This is a genomic window from Sphingopyxis sp. JAI108 (assembly GCF_013410105.1).
GTDB lineage: Bacteria > Pseudomonadota > Alphaproteobacteria > Sphingomonadales > Sphingomonadaceae > Sphingopyxis > Sphingopyxis chilensis.
Genome location: NZ_JACCCJ010000002.1, coordinates 200,177 through 218,412, shown reverse-complemented (window position 1 = coordinate 218,412; position 18,236 = coordinate 200,177). Strand labels below are relative to the sequence as shown.

The 18,236-nt window shown below is 67.4% G+C and carries 13 protein-coding genes; 12 read left to right on the top strand and 1 reads right to left on the bottom strand.

Annotation, left to right across the window (positions count from 1 at the left end; all coding sequences use genetic code 11):
• Positions 1-3: 3 nt before the first annotated feature.
• The 5 genes from HDC29_RS12125 to HDC29_RS12105 all read left to right on the top strand — a co-directional run bounded on the left by HDC29_RS12125 (position 4) and on the right by HDC29_RS12105 (position 10,268).
• Complete coding sequence (locus tag HDC29_RS12125; protein WP_179497880.1) at positions 4-3,201, top strand: efflux RND transporter permease subunit; 3,198 nt, start codon at positions 4-6, stop codon at positions 3,199-3,201.
• Complete coding sequence (locus tag HDC29_RS12120) at positions 3,198-4,622, top strand: efflux transporter outer membrane subunit (RefSeq protein ID WP_179497878.1); 1,425 nt, start codon at positions 3,198-3,200, stop codon at positions 4,620-4,622. The genes HDC29_RS12125 and HDC29_RS12120 overlap by 4 nt, the downstream gene beginning before the upstream one ends.
• 117 nt (positions 4,623-4,739) lie before the next feature.
• Positions 4,740-5,540, top strand: coding sequence for an ImuA family protein (locus HDC29_RS12115; RefSeq protein WP_179497876.1), 801 nt, complete (start codon positions 4,740-4,742; stop codon positions 5,538-5,540).
• Positions 5,455-6,981, top strand: a complete 1,527-nt coding sequence (locus tag HDC29_RS12110) for a DNA polymerase Y family protein (protein WP_257018257.1) — start codon at positions 5,455-5,457, stop codon at positions 6,979-6,981. The genes HDC29_RS12115 and HDC29_RS12110 overlap by 86 nt, the downstream gene beginning before the upstream one ends.
• On the top strand, positions 6,978-10,268 hold the full coding sequence (locus tag HDC29_RS12105) for an error-prone DNA polymerase (RefSeq protein WP_179497872.1): 3,291 nt from the start codon (positions 6,978-6,980) through the stop codon (positions 10,266-10,268). Before HDC29_RS12110 ends, HDC29_RS12105 begins: the two co-directional genes overlap by 4 nt.
• Before the next feature lie 346 nt (positions 10,269-10,614).
• On the opposite strand, the gene HDC29_RS12100 is transcribed toward HDC29_RS12105, so the two are convergent.
• Entirely contained in the window at positions 10,615-11,433 is an 819-nt protein-coding gene (locus HDC29_RS12100; RefSeq protein ID WP_179497870.1) for a flagellin, read from the bottom strand.
• A gap of 250 nt (positions 11,434-11,683) precedes the next feature.
• On the opposite strand from HDC29_RS12100, the gene fliE reads away from it, so the two are divergent.
• From fliE to HDC29_RS12065, 7 genes are read left to right on the top strand one after another with little or no spacing between them, the layout of a single operon-like run.
• Complete coding sequence (gene fliE / locus HDC29_RS12095; RefSeq protein ID WP_179497868.1) at positions 11,684-12,025, top strand: flagellar hook-basal body complex protein FliE; 342 nt, start codon at positions 11,684-11,686, stop codon at positions 12,023-12,025.
• 3 nt (positions 12,026-12,028) lie between these two features.
• Positions 12,029-13,681, top strand: a complete 1,653-nt coding sequence (fliF, locus tag HDC29_RS12090) for a flagellar basal-body MS-ring/collar protein FliF (protein WP_179497866.1) — start codon at positions 12,029-12,031, stop codon at positions 13,679-13,681.
• Positions 13,674-14,705 carry a flagellar motor switch protein FliG gene (gene fliG / locus HDC29_RS12085; RefSeq protein ID WP_179497864.1) on the top strand — a complete coding sequence of 344 codons (1,032 nt, stop codon included), beginning with the start codon at positions 13,674-13,676 and terminating at the stop codon, positions 14,703-14,705. The genes fliF and fliG overlap by 8 nt, the downstream gene beginning before the upstream one ends.
• The gene (locus tag HDC29_RS12080; RefSeq protein WP_179497862.1) at positions 14,698-15,297 is read left to right on the top strand and encodes a FliH/SctL family protein; all 600 of its coding nucleotides are present in this window, start codon (positions 14,698-14,700) and stop codon (positions 15,295-15,297) included. Before fliG ends, HDC29_RS12080 begins: the two co-directional genes overlap by 8 nt.
• The gene (locus tag HDC29_RS12075) at positions 15,294-16,625 is read left to right on the top strand and encodes a FliI/YscN family ATPase (protein WP_179497860.1); all 1,332 of its coding nucleotides are present in this window, start codon (positions 15,294-15,296) and stop codon (positions 16,623-16,625) included. The genes HDC29_RS12080 and HDC29_RS12075 overlap by 4 nt, the downstream gene beginning before the upstream one ends.
• Positions 16,622-17,068 (top strand): hypothetical protein, encoded by a 447-nt coding sequence (locus tag HDC29_RS12070; protein ID WP_179497858.1) that lies wholly within the window; start codon positions 16,622-16,624, stop codon positions 17,066-17,068. The genes HDC29_RS12075 and HDC29_RS12070 overlap by 4 nt, the downstream gene beginning before the upstream one ends.
• A complete protein-coding gene (locus HDC29_RS12065; protein WP_179497856.1) occupies positions 17,065-18,222 on the top strand; it encodes a flagellar hook-length control protein FliK in 1,158 nt (385 codons plus the stop codon). Before HDC29_RS12070 ends, HDC29_RS12065 begins: the two co-directional genes overlap by 4 nt.
• Positions 18,223-18,236: the final 14 nt, after the last annotated feature.

Genomic DNA, 18,236 nt, shown 5'->3' with positions numbered 1-18,236 from the left:
CCCATGTCGCGTCTTTTCATCAACCGGCCGATCTTTGCCTGGGTGCTGGCGATCATCGTCATGCTCGGCGGCGTCGGCGCGCTCTTTTCGCTGCCGATCGAGCAATATCCCGACATCGCGCCGACGCAGGTCAATATTCGCGCGACTTATCCGGGCGCGTCGGCCGAGACGATCGAGAACAGCGTCACGCAGGTTCTCGAACAGCAGCTGACCGGGATCGACGGCCTGCTCTATTTCAGCTCGCAGTCGAGTTCGCGCGGACAGGCGAGTATCACCGCGATCTTCGAAAAAGGCACCGACCCCGACATCGCGCAGGTGCAGGTCCAGAACAAGATCCAGTCGGCGGTCTCGCGCCTGCCCCAGCAGGTGCAGCAACAGGGCGTGCGCGTCACCAAGTCCAATTCGGATTCGCTGCTGCTCGTCGGCGTCTACGACACCACCGACACACGCTCGTTCCAGGACGTGTCCGACTATCTGTCCTCCAACATCCAGGACCCTCTCTCGCGCGTCGAAGGCGTCGGCGACGTCAATGTCTTTGGATCGCCGCACGCGATGCGCATCTGGCTCAATCCCCAGCGGCTCGCCGCGGTGTCGTTGATGCCGAACGATGTTGTCGCGGCGATCACCGCGCAGAACAGCGAGGTCGCGGCGGGCGAGGTCGGCGGCCTCCCCGCGCCCGAAGGGCAGATGCTCAACGCGACGGTCACCGCCCAGTCGCGGATGCAGACCGCCGAACAATTCGAGAATATCGTGCTGAAAACGCTGCCCGACGGCGCGACGGTGCGGATCAAGGATATTGCACGGGTCGAGATCGGCGCCGAAAATTACAGCACGGTCGTGCGCATCAACGGCCATCCGGGCGCGGGCATGTCGATTTCGCTGTCGCCGGGGGCAGACGCACTGGAGACCGCCGACCGCGTCAAGGCGCGGATGACCGAGCTTGGCGCCGATTTCCCCGACGGCCTGACCTACAGCTATGCCAATGATTCGACCACCTTCATCAAGCTGTCGGTGAGCGAAGTGCAGAAATCGCTGTTCGAGGCGATCCTGCTCGTGATCCTCGTGATGTTCGTCTTCCTGCAAAGCTGGCGCGCGGTGCTGATCCCCGCGATCGCGGTGCCCGTCGTGCTGCTCGGCACCTTCGGCATCTTCTATATGCTGGGCTTCAGCATCAACACGCTGACCCTGTTCGGACTGACCCTCGCGATCGGCCTGCTCGTCGACGATGCGATCGTCGTGGTCGAGAATGTCGAGCGATTAATGGAAGAAAATCCCGGCATGTCGGCGCGCGAGGCGACGATCCAGTCGATGCAGGAATTGCAGGTCGCGCTGATCGCGATCGCGCTCGTGCTGTCGGCGGTGTTCCTGCCGATGGCCTTTTTCGGCGGATCGACCGGCGTCATCTATCGCCAGTTCTCGGTCACCATCGTCTCGGCGATGGCGCTGTCGGTGCTCGTCGCGCTGATCCTGAGTCCGGCGCTGACATCGACCCTGCTCAAGCCGAAGAATGGCGACGAGGGCAATGGCGGTCGCTTCCCGCGTGTCCACGCCTTTCTCGAGCGCGCCAAGACCGGCTTCAATACACGCTTCGATCGCTCGGTCGACCGCTATGTCGGCAGCGTCACGAAGGTCGTCGATCGCAAATGGCTGTTCCTTGCCATCTATGTCGTGCTGCTCGCAGCCCTCGCCTTCCTCTTCCTCCGTCTGCCGAGCGGGTTTTTGCCCAATGAGGATCAGGGGCGCGTTTCGGTCCAGTTCCGCCTGCCCGCGGGCGCGACGCAGGCGCGCACGCTCGAAGTGCGCGACATGGTCGAAAAATATATGCTGACCGAGGAAAAGGCGAATGTCGGGGCGCTGTTCCTTGTCGCCGGCGGGGGCGGGGGCGGCGGCGCTGTCGGCCAGAATACCGGACAGGGCTTCGTGAACCTAGTCCACTGGGACGAGCGCCCCGGCGAGGAGCGGAGCGCCGAGGCGATCGCGGGGCGCGCGCGCGCCGCGCTCTCCGGCGTGCGCGATGCACAGATATTCGCGCTCGTCCCCGGCGCGGTGCGCGGGCTCGGCGATTCGGCAGGCTTCACGATGCAGCTTCAGAACCGCAGCGGGATGAGCCGCGACGAATTCGTCGCCGCGCGCGAAAAGCTGCTCGCGATGGCGAACGAGAATCCGAAGCTGAGCTCGGTGCGCCTGTCCGACCTGCCCGACGTATCGACACTGAAGATCGACGTCGATACGCAGCGGCTGACCGCCTATGGCATCGACAATGGCGATGTGAACAACACGCTCGCGACCGCGTGGGGCGGGCGTTACGTCAACGACTTCATCGACAAGGGGCGCGTCAAGCGCGTCTATGTCCAGGGCGACGCGCCTTATCGGGCCAAGCCCGAAGACCTCAGCCAATGGTTCGTTCGCTCGACCGACGGGCAAATGTCGCCCTTCTCGGCGTTTGCCACCGTCGGCTGGTCGACGACGCCGAGCAGCAGTTCGCGCTTTCAGGGCGTCCCCGCCTTCGAAATCTCGGGCCAGCCCTCCCCCGGCACCAGCTCGGGCGAGGCGATGGACGAAATGGAGCGGATGGCGAACGAAATCCCCGGCACCAGCGTCGCCTGGTCGGGATCCTCCTATGAAGAACGCCTCTCTTCGGGGCAGGCGCCGTTGCTGTACGGCCTGTCGCTGCTCGTCGTCTTCCTCTGCCTCGCGGCGCTCTATGAAAGCTGGTCGATCCCGCTCGCGGTGCTGCTCGTCATCCCGCTGGGGCTGATCGGCGCGGTGTTCGCGGTGAACCTACGCGGGCTCGAAAACGACGTCTATCTCCAGATCGGCCTGCTTACGACGATGGGGTTAGCTGCGAAAAATGCGATCCTGATGATCGAATTCGCCGAGCAGGAAGAACGCAAGGGCAAACGCGTGATCGAGGCGGCGGTCGAGGCGGCGCGCATCCGCCTGCGTCCGATCCTGATGACGAGCTTCGCCTTCATATTCGGCGTGCTGCCGCTCGCGATCGCGACCGGTGCCGGCGCGAACAGCCGCGTCGCGATCGGCACCTCGGTGATCGGCGGCATGCTCACCGCCGCCTTCCTCGCCATCTTCTTCATCCCGCTCTTCTTCGTCCTCGTCCGCCGCGGCGTGCGCGACGGTCTCGCCGCGGCGCGCGCGCGGTTCAGCAAGAACAAGGGTGACGGCGCGGCGGAGGTTCCGGCATGATTCGCACCCGCGCCCTCCTGCTCGCGGGCACGCTCGCGCTCGCCGGCTGCTCGCTCGCGCCAAAGACAGTGCTGCCGACGCCGCCCGTCCCGCAAAGCTGGCCCGCCGGCGACGCCTATCTGTTGCAGAGCGAGGCGGCGCTGCCGATCCTTTCGTACAAAAGCGTCTTCACCGATCCACGACTCCAGTCGCTGACCGAGCAGGCACTCGCGAACAACCGCGACCTGCGCGTCGCTTACGCCAATGTCGCCGCCGCGCGCGCGCAGGTGCGGGTCACGCGGTCGGGGCAATTCCCCGAACTCGGGATCAGCGCGGGCGCCGGCTATTCGGATTCGAGCGGAAGCGGCACCAGCAGCGGCGCTGGAAGCGGCGGAGGCAGCGGCGATTTCTCGCTACGCGGCGGCATCACCGCCTTCGAACTCGACCTGTTCGGCAAGCTCGCCAATGCGACCGAAGCCGACCGCAACCGCGCGCTTGGAACCGAGGCGGCGTCGCGCACCGTCCGGCTCGCGCTGATCGCCAATCTCGCCGACGCGTGGGCGACCTATGGCGCCGACCGCGACCTGCTGAAAATCGCCGAGGACACCGCCGCCAATGCGCGCGAAAACGTGCGGCTGACCAAGGCGCGGCTCGACGGCGGCGTCGCGCCGCGCACCGACCTGCGCCAGGCCGAACAGATCCTTGCCACCGCCGAGGATTCGATCGCGCAGCAACGGACCGCGCTCGCGCAGGACGAGAATCTGATCCGCCTGCTCGTCGGCGGCGATATCGACCGCGCGCGGCTCCCCACCAGTCTGACCGAAGTCACGCCGTCGGTGGTGGCGCTCCCCGCCGGGGTCCGCTCCGAAATCCTGCTCCGCCGCCCCGACGTGATCGAGGCCGAATATGGCCTGCGCGCAGCCAACGCCGATATCGGCGTCGCGCGCGCACAGCTCTTCCCGTCGATTTCGCTCACCGGCCTGCTCGGCTTCGCGAGCAACGCGCTTTCCAGCCTGTTCGACAGCGGGTCGTTCAGCTGGTCGGCGGGCGGTGATGCCAGCGCGACGATCTTCGACGCGGGCGGCCGCCGCGCGGGGGTCGCGGTCAGCGAGGCGCAGCGCGACGCCGCGCTCGCGAGCTATGAAGGCGCGATCCAGACCGCGTTCCGCGAGGTCGCCGACGCGCTCGCGGTGCAGGGCACGATCGCCGAGCGGGTGCGCGCCGCGGCCGCGAATACGGAGGCTGCGGCCGATACGGCAACGCTCACCGATGCGCGCTACAAGGGCGGGGTCGACAGCTTCCTCTCGAGCCTCGACGCGCAGCGCAGCCTCTATTCGGCGCGGCGGAGCGAGATCGGGACGCAATTGCTGCTCGTCAGCACGCGAATCGCGCTGTTCCGCGCATTGGGCGGCGACAGCCGCGCGGGGATGGAAACGCCCTAACCCACCACATTCGTCATTCTCGCAAAAGCGGGAATGACGAGGTGTAGAGCCATCATCCTGACTCTTCTTGACAAGCGCGACCCCAAAAGCGCTAATAGAACATATCAGGAACAAATGATGCGCGAGTCGTCTTACCCTCTCGCCGGGCTGCGCCAACGCATCGCCCGGATAGCCGCCAGTGGCGGTTTCGAAAGCCGCCCGGCCGAGGGCTGGCTGAAGAGCGGACACGCATCCTTCGACGATGCACTGGGCGGCGGCCTCGCGGTCGGGCGGTGCCATGAATTTTTCGCCGCCGACGCGCTCGACGCGACGAGCGCCGCCGCCTTCGCCGCACTCCTCGCGCTGCGCACGCCGGGCAGGGCGCCGCTCGTCTGGCTACGCACAAGCGATGCCGGCAAGCGCAGCGGTCATATCTATGCCCCCGGCATCGCCGAACTCGGCGGCGACCCCGACCGGCTGCTTCTTGTCGAGACCCCCGATGCGAAGATGTTGCTCGCCTGCGCGAATGACGCGATCCGCTGCGCGGGGTCGGCGGCGGTGATCGTCGAAAGCTGGGGCAGATTCCCTTTATTCGACCTCACGGCGGGACGCCGCCTCGCGCTCGGCGCGCGCGATGCGGGCACGACGCTGCTGATGCTCCGGCTGAATGCAGCCCCGGCCCCGAGCGTCGCCGAAACGCGCTGGAGCGTCGCCGCCGCCGCCTCCCACGCCCTCGAAGCCAACGCCCCCGGCGCGCCCGCCTTCGACCTCGAACTGCTGCGCTGGCGCGGCGGCGCCGCCGGGATGCGCTGGCGACTGGACTGGAACCATGACGAACAAAGCTTCAGCCCAAATGCTGGCGACACGGCGCTATCTGGCACTCTTCTTTCCCTTCCTGCCCGCCGAGCGATGGCTTCGCACGGCGCCGAAGCGGCCTGACGCACCGCTCGTCTTTGCCGAGAAACAGCGCGGTGCGATGCGCCTCGCGAGCGTCGATGCGGCGGCGCTCGCGGTGGGGCTGCGCCCCGGCATGCCGCTCGCCGATGCGCGCGCTCAGGTAGGCGACCTTACGATCGTTTCCCACGATCCGGTGCTCGATCAGGACTGGCTCGACCGGCTCGCGCAGGGCTGCGCGCGCTACACCCCGCTCGTCGCGCTCGATGCCCCCGACGGGCTGATCCTCGACATCGCCGGCGCCGAACATCTTCTGGGTGGCGAGGCGGGCGTGATCACCGACATCGAGATGCGCTTCGCACGGCTCGGCATGACGCTGCGCCATGCACTCGGCCCCACCGCCGACGCCGCGCGCGCGCTCGCGCGCTATCAGGCGCGTCCCGCCCCCGACGAAGCCAGCGCGATCCGCCGCCTGCCCGTCGTCGCGCTCGAACTCGACGCCGAGGCGACGACCGCGCTCGTGCGGGCGGGGTTGAAGACGATCGGCGACCTTGCGAGTCGCCCGATGGCGAACCTCGCCGCGCGTTTCGGGGTCGACGCCGCGATGGCGCTGCGCCGCATATTGGGCGATGCGCCGAGCCCGCTCGATCCGCGCATCGCACCGCCGCCGGTCGTCGCCGAGCGCCGCTTCGCCGAGCCGCTGGGCAGCACGGCCCACGCGACCAAAATCCTCACCGAACTCGCCGCCGAAGCGATCGAGGACCTGGCCGAACGCGGCAAGGGCGGGCGCCATTTCCGCGCGACCTTCTTTCGCAGCGATGGCCTGGCGCGGACGATTGCGATCGAGACGGGGAATCCGACGCGCGACGCCGGCCTTGTCATGCGCCTCTTCGCCGAGCGCATGGATGGCCTCGCCGACCCGCTCGACCCCGGCTTCGGCTTCGACATGATCCGCCTCGCCGTGCCGCGGCTCGAGACGCTCGGCGCGAGCCAGCTCAAGCTCGAAGGCGGCGCGGTGAAGGACGCCGCGATCGACGAACTCGCCGACCGGTTGGCGACGCGGCTCGGGCGCGGGCGCGTGCGGCGCTTCCGACCCGCCGACACGCATATCCCCGAGCAGGCGCAGCTCGAGCTGCCCGCGATCGACGCCCCCGCGCCCCTGCCCTGGCAGGAACCCGATCCCGGCGAGCCGCCGACGCGCCCCTTCCACCTCTTTGACCCGCCGCAGCCGATCGAGGTGATCGCGGAGGTCCCCGACGGCCCGCCGCACCAGTTCCGCTGGCGTCGGCAGGCGCATGCGATCCGCCGTTACGAAGGCCCCGAGCGCATTGCCGCCGAATGGTGGCGGCGCCGCGACAATGGCGGGCTGACGCGCGACTATTACCGCGTCGAGGATGCGCAGGGCCGCCGCTTCTGGCTCTTTCGCCACGGCCTCTACGACGAAAAGCCCGACCCGCGCTGGTATATCCACGGAGTCTTCGCATGAGCGATGCGCCCGAAACCGGCCCCGAAACGGGCTTCGCCGAGCTGGTCGCCGCGACCAACTACAGCTTCCTGCGCGGTGCATCGCATCCGCATGAGATGGTGGCGGAAGCGATCGCCCTCGGCATGACCGGCATCGGCATCGCCGACCGCAACAGCGTCGCGGGGGTGGTGCGCGCGCTGACCGGGCTGCGCAAGCTGCGCGACGATGCCGCCGAAGACGGGATAGAGTTCCCCGACATAAAGCTCGTCGTCGGCGCCCGGCTGGTTTTCGACGACGGCACGCCCGACATCATCGCCTATCCGACCACGCGCCTTGGCTGGGGCCGGCTGACGCGGATGCTGACCATCGGCAATCGCCGTACGACAAAAGGCGGCTGCGTGATGAAGCTCGAAAACCTGCTGATCCACTGCGAAGACATGATCCTGATCGCGATGGCGAGCGAGAAGGATGAAGCCGAGTTGCGCCGCCTCAAAGAGGTCGCACCGGACTCGCTATGGCTCGGCGCGACGATGCCGAGGAGCGGCAGCGATCGTCGCCATCTCGCCCGCCTGTCATCCCTGGCCGACCGCGTCGGCATTCCGATGCTCGCGACCAACGACGCACTTTACGCGACGCGCGGGCAGCGACCACTCCACGACGTCGTCACCTGCATCCGCGAGGGCACGAACCTCCATGATGCCGGCCGCCTGCTGCGCGCCAATGGCGAACGTCATCTGAAGTCGCCGCACGAAATGCGCCGTCTTTTCCGCTCCTGCCCCGAAGCGGTCGACGAGAGCGGAAAGATTCTCGATCGCATCACCTTTTCGCTGCGCGACCTGGAATATGAATATCCGCACGAACCGGTCCCCGAAGGCTGGGAGCCCCAAAGCTGGCTCGAACATATGGTGATGGAAGCCGCGAACAGGCTTCATCCCGATGGATTGCCCGACCGTTGGCAGGAGGTGCTCGACGAGGAGCTCTCGCTCATCCGGAAATGCAACTTCGCCTGCTATTTCCTGACCGTCCACGACATCGTCAATTTCGCCCGCACGCAGGACCCGCCCATCCTTTGTCAGGGGCGCGGATCGGCTGCCAATTCGCTCGTCTGCTATCTGCTCGAAATCACCTCGATCGACCCCATCGCGAACAATCTGCTCTTCACGCGTTTCCTGTCCGAAGAACGGCGCGAGCCGCCCGACATCGACGTCGATTTCGAACACGAACGGCGCGAGGAGGTGATGCAATATATCTATCGCCGCTACACACGGCGGCGTGCGGGCATCGCCGCAACGGTGATCCATTACCGGCCGCGCAGCGCGGTGCGCGAGGCCGGCAAGGCGCTGGGGCTCAGCGAGGATGTCACGCAGCGGCTCGCCGACACGACCTGGGGCAGCTGGGGCAGCGAGATGCCGGTCGAACGCTTTATCGAAGCCGGTCTCGATCCCGAGCTGGATGATATTGCGCGACTGCAGTGGATCGTCGCGCAACTGCTGACCTTCCCGCGCCATTTGTCGCAGCATGTCGGCGGCTATGTGCTGACCGAGGACCGGCTCGACGAGACGGTACCGATCCACAATGCCGCGATGGAAGACCGCACCTTCATCGAATGGGACAAGGACGACATCGACGAACTCAAACTGATGAAGGTCGACGTGCTCGCGCTCGGGATGCTGACCTGCATCCGCAAATGCTTCGACCTGATGCGGTTGCACGGTCTGGACGACCACGACCTCAAATCGGTCCCGCCGGAAGACCCGGTCGTTTATGGCATGCTTTGCAAGGGCGACAGTATCGGCGTCTTTCAGGTCGAGAGCCGCGCACAGATCAACATGCTGCCGCGCCTGCGCCCGCGCGAATTCTATGACCTTGTCATCCAGGTCGCGATCGTCCGGCCGGGACCGATCGAGGGCGATATGGTCCACCCCTATCTGAAGCGCCGCAATGGGGAAGAGGCGGTGGACTTTCCTTCCCCCGCGCCGCCGCACGACCCGCAGGAACTTTACAATCTGCTTCGCAGGACATGCGGCGTCCCCCTCTTTCAGGAACAGGCGATGAAGCTCGCCATCGTCGCCGCCGAATTTACCCCCGACGAAGCCAACGGCCTGCGACGCGCCATGGCGACCTTCCGCAATGCCGGTACGATCCACCAATATAAGGAGAAGATGATCGGCGGCATGGTGCGCCGCGGCTATGAAGCCGATTTCGCGGCCCGATGCTTCAAGCAGATCGAGGGCTTCGGCAGCTATGGCTTTCCCGAAAGCCACGCCCAATCCTTTGCCAAGCTCGTCTATGTCTCATCGTGGCTGAAATGCCACCATCCGGCAGTCTTCGCCTGCGGGATTTTGAACGCGCAGCCGATGGGCTTCTACGCCCCCGCGCAGCTCGTGCGAGACGCCCGCGAGCATGGGGTCGAGGTGCGCGCGGTCGATGTGAATGCGAGCTATTGGGACAACAGCCTCGAACGACGCGACGACGGCAGTCTCGCGCTGCGGCTCGGCTTCCGGCAGGTCGACGGGTTTCGGGAGGAATGGGCAAGGCAGATCGCCGATGCGCGATCCTCGTCCTTCGCCTCGGTCGAGGAACTCGCGCGCCGGGCGAACCTGCCATCGCGCGCGCTGCGCCTGCTCGCCGATGCCGATGCGTGCCGCTCGATGGGGCAGGACCGACGCCCGACGCTGTGGGACGCCCGACGGGTGCGGCAGGGGGTGTTGCCGCTGTTCGGCGCGGCCGAGGCGAACGAGCTGGGCTTCGAGGAGGATGCCGCGCTGCCGCCGACGCCGATGGTCGAAGATGTGCTCACCGATTACCAGACGACGCGCCTGTCGCTGAAAGGCCATCCGATGGCTTTTCTGCGCCGCGATTTCGAGCGCGAAGGCGTGCTGAGCGCCACCCAGGTCGCGGCGGCGAAGAACGGGTCTATCGTCCGCACCGCCGGCGTCGTGCTGATCCGCCAGCGCCCCGGCAAGGGCAATGCGATCTTCATCACGCTCGAGGATGAGGGCGGGATCGTCAACATCCTGCTCTGGGCGCGCCATTTCGAACGCCAACGCCGCGCCGTCATGGCGTCGCGGCTGATGCTCGCCGAGGGCGAAGTGCAACGGAGCAAGGAAGGCGTGATCCACCTGATGGCGACGCGCATCGTCGACCGCACGGCGATGCTCGATACGCTGGCGAGCGACCGGCGCTTCGACCCCGAAGTCTGCCGCGCCGACGAGGTCAGGCATCCGCAGCTGCCGCGCGGCCATGCGGCAAAGCACGGCCATCCGCGCAACGTCCGCATCTTGCCCAAGTCGAGGGATTTTCATTGAGGCGCGGCAGGTGACAAGCCGCGTCGCCCGCAGGCGCGTCGGCTCTGGGGTGGTGAACGGCGGTTTGAAGAAGGCGGGAGGGGATACGGAGCGACCGCAACCGGTTGTTTCCAGCCTTCGTCATCCCGGACTTGATCCGGGATCCATCGCAGCGCTGAAGTCATGGACCCCGGATCGAGTCCGGGGTGACGATGATGGGTGGGTCCGCAACCGGTCGAAACCGGCCGTGACGACCGATCGCCCGCCGATCGCCCAAAAAGAAGATGCCCCGGCTGTGGGGGCCGGGGCATCCAATCAGGCTATCTAAGGGACCAACCGAATATAGCCTGAAACTTGTTCGCTAAACTTAGCGGAGCAGGTTCATCACGCCCTGCGAGCTCTGGTTCGCCTGGGCGAGCATCGCGGTCGATGCCTGCGACAGGATGCCGGCGGCCGCGAGGTTCGTCGATTCGACCGAGAAATCGGCGTCTTCGATACGCGACTTCGATTCCGCCAGATTCGTGACGCTCGACGTCAAATTGTCGACAGCCGAGGTCAGGCGGTTCTGCTGCGCACCCAGGTTGGCGCGTTCAGTGGCGACCGTGTCGATCGCCGTGTCGAGCGTCGCTAGCCCGGCCGATGCACCCGCCGCGGTCGAGAAGTCGAGCGCGTCGACACCGAGAGCGGCGGCCTGAAGGTCGGCGACCGTGATGTTCACGACCTGGCCGGTATCCAGACCCGTCTGGATGTCGAAGCCCGCGGCAACGCTGCCGTTGAGCAGCACATTGTCGTTGAACGAAGTGCGGGTCGCGACGTCGCCGATCTGCGAGATCAGCGCATCGACTTCTTCCTGCACCAGCGTGCGGTCGTCGTCGCTCAGCGTGCCGGTCGAGGCCTGCATCGCCAGGTCACGCATACGGATGAGGATGTCCGAGATGCTACCGGCGGCGCTGTCGGCGGTCTGCGCGAGCGAAATGCCGTCGTTGGCGTTGCGGATCGCCTGGGTCAGGCCGCGGCCGGCAGCTTCCATCCGGGTCGCGATGGCGAGGCCGGCGGCGTCGTCCTTCGCGGCGTTGATGCGCTTGCCGCTCGACAGGCGTTCCATCGCCTGCGACTGCATTTGGCTGGCGACGCGCGAGTTGTTCTGGGCGCGAAGCGCGCTCACATTGGTGTTGATGACAGTCATCTTTGTTCCTTTCCGGCCTCGATGGCCATTCCCGTGATGTGAGGGCTCGAGGAGCGGTCACGAAGCCAGTAACGGCGGGCGGCGACGGCGCTTAAGCCCGGCGCGTCAAAAAAATGCCGAAAGCCGCCCGCCGCCCCAGCGGACTCCATATAAATCACTGATAACATTAGATAGATTTTTTTGGCACGGGCTTTGCATCCTTCTCTGTGCGTGCGGCAGACCGCCGCGCATCAGGACGGATGAAGAAGCAATGAGCACGATTGACCCGAGCCGGCTGCTGCAAATGCGCAGTTCGATCCTCAATCAGAACCAGGCGCTGCAACGCGCCGCCGGCCGGGGCGGCATCGGCGCTGCCGAAGGCACCGAGGCAGCACCCGATTTCGGCGCCGCGATCAACAACGCCCTCCAGCAGGTCAACGCGCAGCAGGCGAAGGCGAGCCAGATCAGCGAAGCCTATGAACGCGGCGACACGCACGACATCGTCAGCGTGATGATCGAGCGCCAGAAAGCTTCGCTCGGCTTCGAAACCACCCTGCAGGTGCGCAACAAGCTGCTGTCCGCGTACCGCGACATCATGAACATGCCGGTGTAATCCATGGCCGAAGCACAAATCCTGACCCCGATCGACGACGGGTCCGCGAACCGCCTCGCCGCCCCCGTCCTGGGCGGCCGTCTCGCACCCTTCACGCAATTCGTCCGCCAGCCGGCGGTGCAACGCGCGCTGCCCGCGATCGCGATGACCTCGGCGATCGGCATCGCCGCGCTTGCCTATTTCACCATGCAGGCCGCGCCGCAGGCGCAGCTGTTCGCCGGGCTCGACGACGCCGACAAGGCGGCGGTCGCCGAGGCCCTGCAGTCACAGGGCATTGCGCACAGCATCGATAGCTCGACCGGTGCGCTGACCGTCGATGCCGACAAGCTCTACCAGGCGCGCATCGCGCTCGCCGGACAGGGCCTGCCCAAGGCGGCGCCAAGCGGCGACAGCCTGATCGCTTCGCTCCCCATGGGGTCGAGCCGCGCGATCGAGGGCGAGGCGTTGCGCTCGGCGCGCGAGGCCGACCTGTCGCGGACGATCGAGACGATCGACGCGGTGAAGAGCGCGCGCGTCCACGTCGCCGCCGCCGAACCGAGCCTGTTCGTTCGCGACGACAAGCCCGCGACCGCATCGGTGATGCTGACGCTGCAGAACGGCCGCTCGCTCAGCGACGGCCAGGTGCAGGCGATCCGCTTTCTCGTCGCCTCGTCGGTCCCCGGGATGAACGCCGAGCAGGTGTCGGTGATCGACCAGCGCGGCGCGCTGTTGTCCGACACCGCGTCGGGCAGCGACATGAAGGCATTCCAGCTGCAATTGCAGGTCGAGGACCGCTTTCGCCGCGCGCTCGACACGTTGCTCGGCCCGATGCTCGGGGCGGGCAATTACACCGTCGAAGTCCACGCCGACGTCGACATGTCCGAAAGCCAGGCAACGCGCGAAAGCTTCCCCGAGAATGACCGCGCGCTGACCAGCGAACAGATCACCCGCTCGACCAGCGGCAGCACCGCTCCCGCCGTCGGCATCCCCGGCGCGCTGTCGAACCAGCCGCCGCAGGCGACGACGGTCACCGCCGAAGGTCCGCAGCCGGCGGCACCGGGCGCCCCGGCGCCGGGCATCGAAAGCAATGAAAACGCCGCCCGCGCCTATGAGGTCGGCCGCGAGATTTCGGTTACGCACTCGCCGCAGGGCAAGCTACGCCGCGTCTCGGTCGCCGTCGCGCTCAACCAGGGCAAGAAGGCGCTGACGCAGGCCGACCTGACCAAGATCGACAGCCTGGTGAAGGGCGCGATCGGTTTCGACGCGGCGCGCGGCGACCTCGTCGCGATCAACCAGCGCCCGTTCGTGGCGGTCGAAGACACGGCGCCCCCCTTCTACGACCAGGGTTGGTTCCTGCCGCTCGTCAAGCAGGTCGGCGCGATCCTCGCCGCGCTGCTCGCCTTCCTGTTCATCGGCCGCCCGATGATCCGCGCGGCGAAGGAACGCGCCGCCAAGCGCGCCGAACAGAATCAGGCGCTGGAGGAATCGCTGCTCGCCGCGACCGACCGCCCCGCGCTCGCCAGCGGTTCGAATCATCGCGAAATCACGCTCGAGATGATCGAACAGGCGCCAAGCTATGAAGCACGCGCCAACCTCGTCCGCGCCTTCGTCCGCCAGGATTCGGCGCGCGCCGCGCTCGTCGTCCGCCACCTGATGCAGGAGGGCGCCCGTGCCTGAAGTCGCCGAACTGGACAATTCGCCCGCCCTGCCGGCGATCGAAGGGTCGGCCGCCGCCGCGATCCTGTTGATGCTGCTCGACGAAAGCGAAGCTGCAACGATTCTGAAACAGCTCGACCCCGATGAGGTGCGACAGCTGGCGAAGGCGATGTTCGACACCGCCAACGCGAGCGAGCAGCAGATCGGACAGGCGCTCGACCGCTTCGTGACGCGCAGCCGCGACGTCAGCGCGCTCGCAATCGGCGCCGACACGCGCATCCGCACCGTGATCAACGAAGCCGTTGGCAACGTCCGCGCCGATAATATCCTCGCCGCCGTCGCGCCGCAGCGCAGCGCCGCGTCGCTCGAAATGCTGCGCTGGATGGACGTCGATGCGATCAGCGGCCTGCTCGCCAGCGAACATCCGCAGGTCGGCGCGCTGATCCTCTCGGTGCTCGTCCCCGACGTCGCCGCGCGCGCGATCGAAACGCTCGACGAACTGTTGCAAGCCGATCTGGTGCTGCGCGCCGCGATGCTGACCTCGGTCCCCGCCGCCGCGATCGAGGATCTCGAATCAGTGCTCGCGAGCGCCAATGTCGATGGCCAGCGCGTCGCCAAGCAGGCGATCGGCGGCCCGAGCGACGTCGCCAAGATCATGAAGAAGATGCCGAAGCAGCTCAGCGAGCGCACGCTCCGCTCGCTCAAGAAGCACGACCGCATCCTCGCCCAGACGATCGAGGAGGAAATGTTCATCTTCGAAAATCTGCGCGACCTCGACAAGAAGAGCCTCAGCGCCGTGCTGCGTTCGGTTGACGCCGCCCAGCTCGCGATCGCGCTCAAGGGCGCCGACGAGGACATGGTCGACATGTGCCTCGCCACAATGTCGCAGCGCGCCGCAGAAACGATCCGCGACGAAATGGCCGAGATGACGATGGTCAAGCGCGCCGACGTCGATGACGCGCAGAAGAGCGTGATGCAGATCGTGCGCCAGATGGCGGCGGCCGGCGAGATCATGATCGCCGGCGGAGGCGACGATTATGTCTGATCCCGCCGTCGAAACAGGCTTCGCACCCGTCCGCCTGGCCGATGCGATGGCGCGCCATGGCGGGTTTCGCCCGCTGTCCTTCGCACCCCCGCCGTCGGCCGCGCCCGAAGAGCCCGAAAACCTCGACCAAATCGACCTCGACGACCCCTTCGCGCTCGGTCTCGCCGAAGGCCAGCGCCTCGCCGAAGCGGCCTTCGTCGCCGAACGTCATCAGCTGCTCGCGCTGCTCGCCGGCGCCGAGGCGCTGCAGGACGAGCCCAGCGAAGAACTTGCACAGCTGATCGCGACGACCGTCGAACGCCTCGTCCGCCAGATCGTCGCCGCCGCGCCGATCGACGCCGAATGGCTGCAAGCGCAGGCCGAGACCGCCGCCGCGCTGGTCGCCGACGCCGACAAGGCGCGCACCTTGTGGGTTCACCCCGACGACGCCGCGCTGCTTGCCGATTGTCCGCTTACCCTCGCGATCGAAAGCGACCCGGCGATGATCCGCGGCACCGTCCGCCTCGAAACCTCGACCGGCTGGATCGAACATGGCCGCGCGGTCTATCTTGAGGAATTGCGCGCCGCGCTCGGCGAAAGCGAAGCCGCATGACGCGCCGCCTCGCCCTCTCGGCGCAGCAGTTGCTCGACCCCGTCGACCTCGCGCACGCCAGCCCGCGCCGCATCGGCACCCTCGTCTCGCACGAGGGCATCATGCTCGAAGTATCGGGCTTCCCGATGCCGCTCGGCAGCAACGTTCGGATCCGGTCGGCAGACAATGATTATGTTTATGGCGAGGTCGTCGGCTTTCGCGGCCACCGCAGCCTCGTCCTCCCCTTCGACACCAACAAGCCGCTCGTCACCGGCGCGCCCGTTGAACCGCATGGCGCGTCGAGCATGGTTGCGGTCGGAAAGACATTGCTCGGCCGCATCATGGACGCGCAGGGCAACCCGCTCGACGGCCGTCCGGCGATCAAGTCGCAGTTCCAGTGGCCGCTCGCGGGGCGGAAGGTCAATCCGCTGCGCCGCGGCCGCGTCACCCGCGCGCTCAACATGGGCGTGCGCGCGATCAACGGCCTGCTCACCGTCGGCGAAGGCCAGCGAGTCGCGATCATCGCCGGGTCGGGCGTCGGCAAGTCGGTGCTGATGGGCCAGATGATCGCGGGCACCGAATGCGACGTCATCGTCGTCGGGCTGATCGGCGAGCGCAGCCGCGAGGTCAGCGATTTCGTCGAAACAAAACTGCCCCCCGAGGTCCGCAAGAAGTCGGTCGTCGTCGCGGTTCCCGCCGACCATCCGCCCTTGCTCCGCCTGCGCGCCGCGATGCGCGCGACCGCGATCGCCGAGGCCTTTCGCGCCGAGGGCAAGAAGGTGCTGCTGCTGATCGACAGCCTGACGCGCGTCGCGCATGCGCAGCGCGAGATCGGCCTGACGCTGGGCGAACCGCCGACGATGAAAGGCTATCCGCCGTCGGTCTTCGCGCTCATCCCCTCGCTCTGCGAACGCGCCGGCATCGACCGCGAAACCGGCGGCTCGATCACCGCGCTCTACACCGTGCTCGCCGACGGCGGCGACATCGACGATCCGGTCGTCGACAGCGCGCGCGCGATCGTCGACGGCCATATCATCCTGTCGCGCGCCCTCGCCGAACAGGGGGTTTATCCCGCGATCGACGTCGCGCGCTCGCTGTCGCGCACGATGGTCGATTCGGTCGACCCCGAACATGCCGCCGCCGCGGCGCGCTTTCGCCAGCTCTGGTCGCTCTATGAAGAGAATCGCGACCTGATGCTGATGGGCGCTTACGTCGCCGGCGCCGACCCGGTGCTCGACATCGCGATCGCCCGTCACGCCGATCAGCTCGCCTATGTTTCGCAGCCCGCGAAAGCGCAGGTCGATTTCGACATTTCCCGCCAAACCCTGATTGAAGGATATTCCGCATGAACGCCCGTACCGCACGCCGCAAACGTATCATCCGCGTGCGCTCCGTCGAACATCAGATGGCGGAGGCCAATCTGGCGCGCGCCAATGGCGAGCTGGCGAACCTCGTCGAGCTGGCGAGGCGGCTCGAAACGCTGCGCGTCGACCTGGCGATGGCGAAGGGCGCGGTCGCCGGCGGCGCGCTCAACACGATCGGCGAGCTCGCGATGCGGCTCGACATCGCGCAGGAAAGCCTGACCGCGCCGCTCAGCAACGCGAGCCAGCGCCGCGACGAAATGGGCGCGCGCGCGCAGAGCGCGATGGCGAAGGAAGAATCGGCGGTGCGCCTTTATGAACGCAGCCGCAAATCGGCACAGGCCGAACAGGAACGCCGCGACGACGCGAACCGCCCGCACCGTCCGCGTGCCGGCATGCGCCTGCGCCTGATCGAAGGCGGCGCGGCATGATGAGCGCGCCCGCCCTTCCCACGCCGCAGGGCGCGATGCCCGCGGGCTTCGCGACCTTCCTCGCCAATATCGGCCAGCTGCCCGAGGGCGGCGGCGAAGGCGGCGGCTTCGACCAGCTGCTCGCCGCAGCGCCGGTCGCGGTGGCCCCCTCCGCCCATGCGGCCGCGACGATCAAGATCGATCCCGCAGCGCCGTCCGAAGCGGTGGCCCCGCAAATCGATACACCGCCGCTCAAGGATGCTGTGAGCGAAACCCCGGTCGTCAAAGCCGAGCCCGCCGAAACCGGCGCCGCGACGCTGGCCGCCAACCTGCTGATCGCGCTGGGCGGCAGCGCCCCCGTTCCGGCGCCCAAGCCCGGCAAACCGGTTCCGGCCGAAACCGAAACCGAAACCGACGCCGCGCCCGGCACGGCGGAAACGGCAGACGCTGTCCCCGCCGCCCCCGCAACCGATCTGGCAGCGGTGGTCGCAGCCGTCATCCCGGCCGCCACGAAGCCCACCAAGCCGGTTGAAGCGCCTCCGGCCCGTGCCGACGCCGAAGCCCCGGAAGCGCTCCTCGCCGCGCGCCCGCGTGATGCCAGGGCGCCGCTGCCGATCCTGAACGGCGCCGAAGCCCCGGTCGCCAAGCCGGGTGAGACCACGCCGTCGATGACGATCCTCTTCACCCAGCCGGCCGCGCAGGGCGCTGCCGCGGTCGCCGAAGCCGCTGCCCCCGTCCAGCTCGCCGAGCGCGTACTCGACATGGATAGCGACGGCGTATGGATCGACCAGCTCGCGCGCGACATCGCGGCGACCAAGTCGGACAGCGGCGACATCAGCTTTCGCCTGATGCCTCGCCACCTCGGCCGCCTCGACGTCGCGATGCACATGGGGGACGAGGGCGTCGCGCTGAAGCTCGACACGCATCATGAAGCGACCGCGACGATCGTTACCGCCGCGCAGGGCCGCCTCGTCGAGGAACTGCGCCAGCAAGGCGTCCGTGTCGCCGGCGCCGAAGTGACCTGCACCCCGGGCGAGACCGGCCGCCAGTCGCAAGGCCACGGTCAGGGCCGCGCCGCCGCGCCCGACCCGGCGCATCTCATCGAAACCGCCACCGAACGCGCCGAACCGCGCGGCGAAGACCGCGCCGCGGACCGCCGCGGCCGCTTCGCCTGATCAGAAAGGGTCCC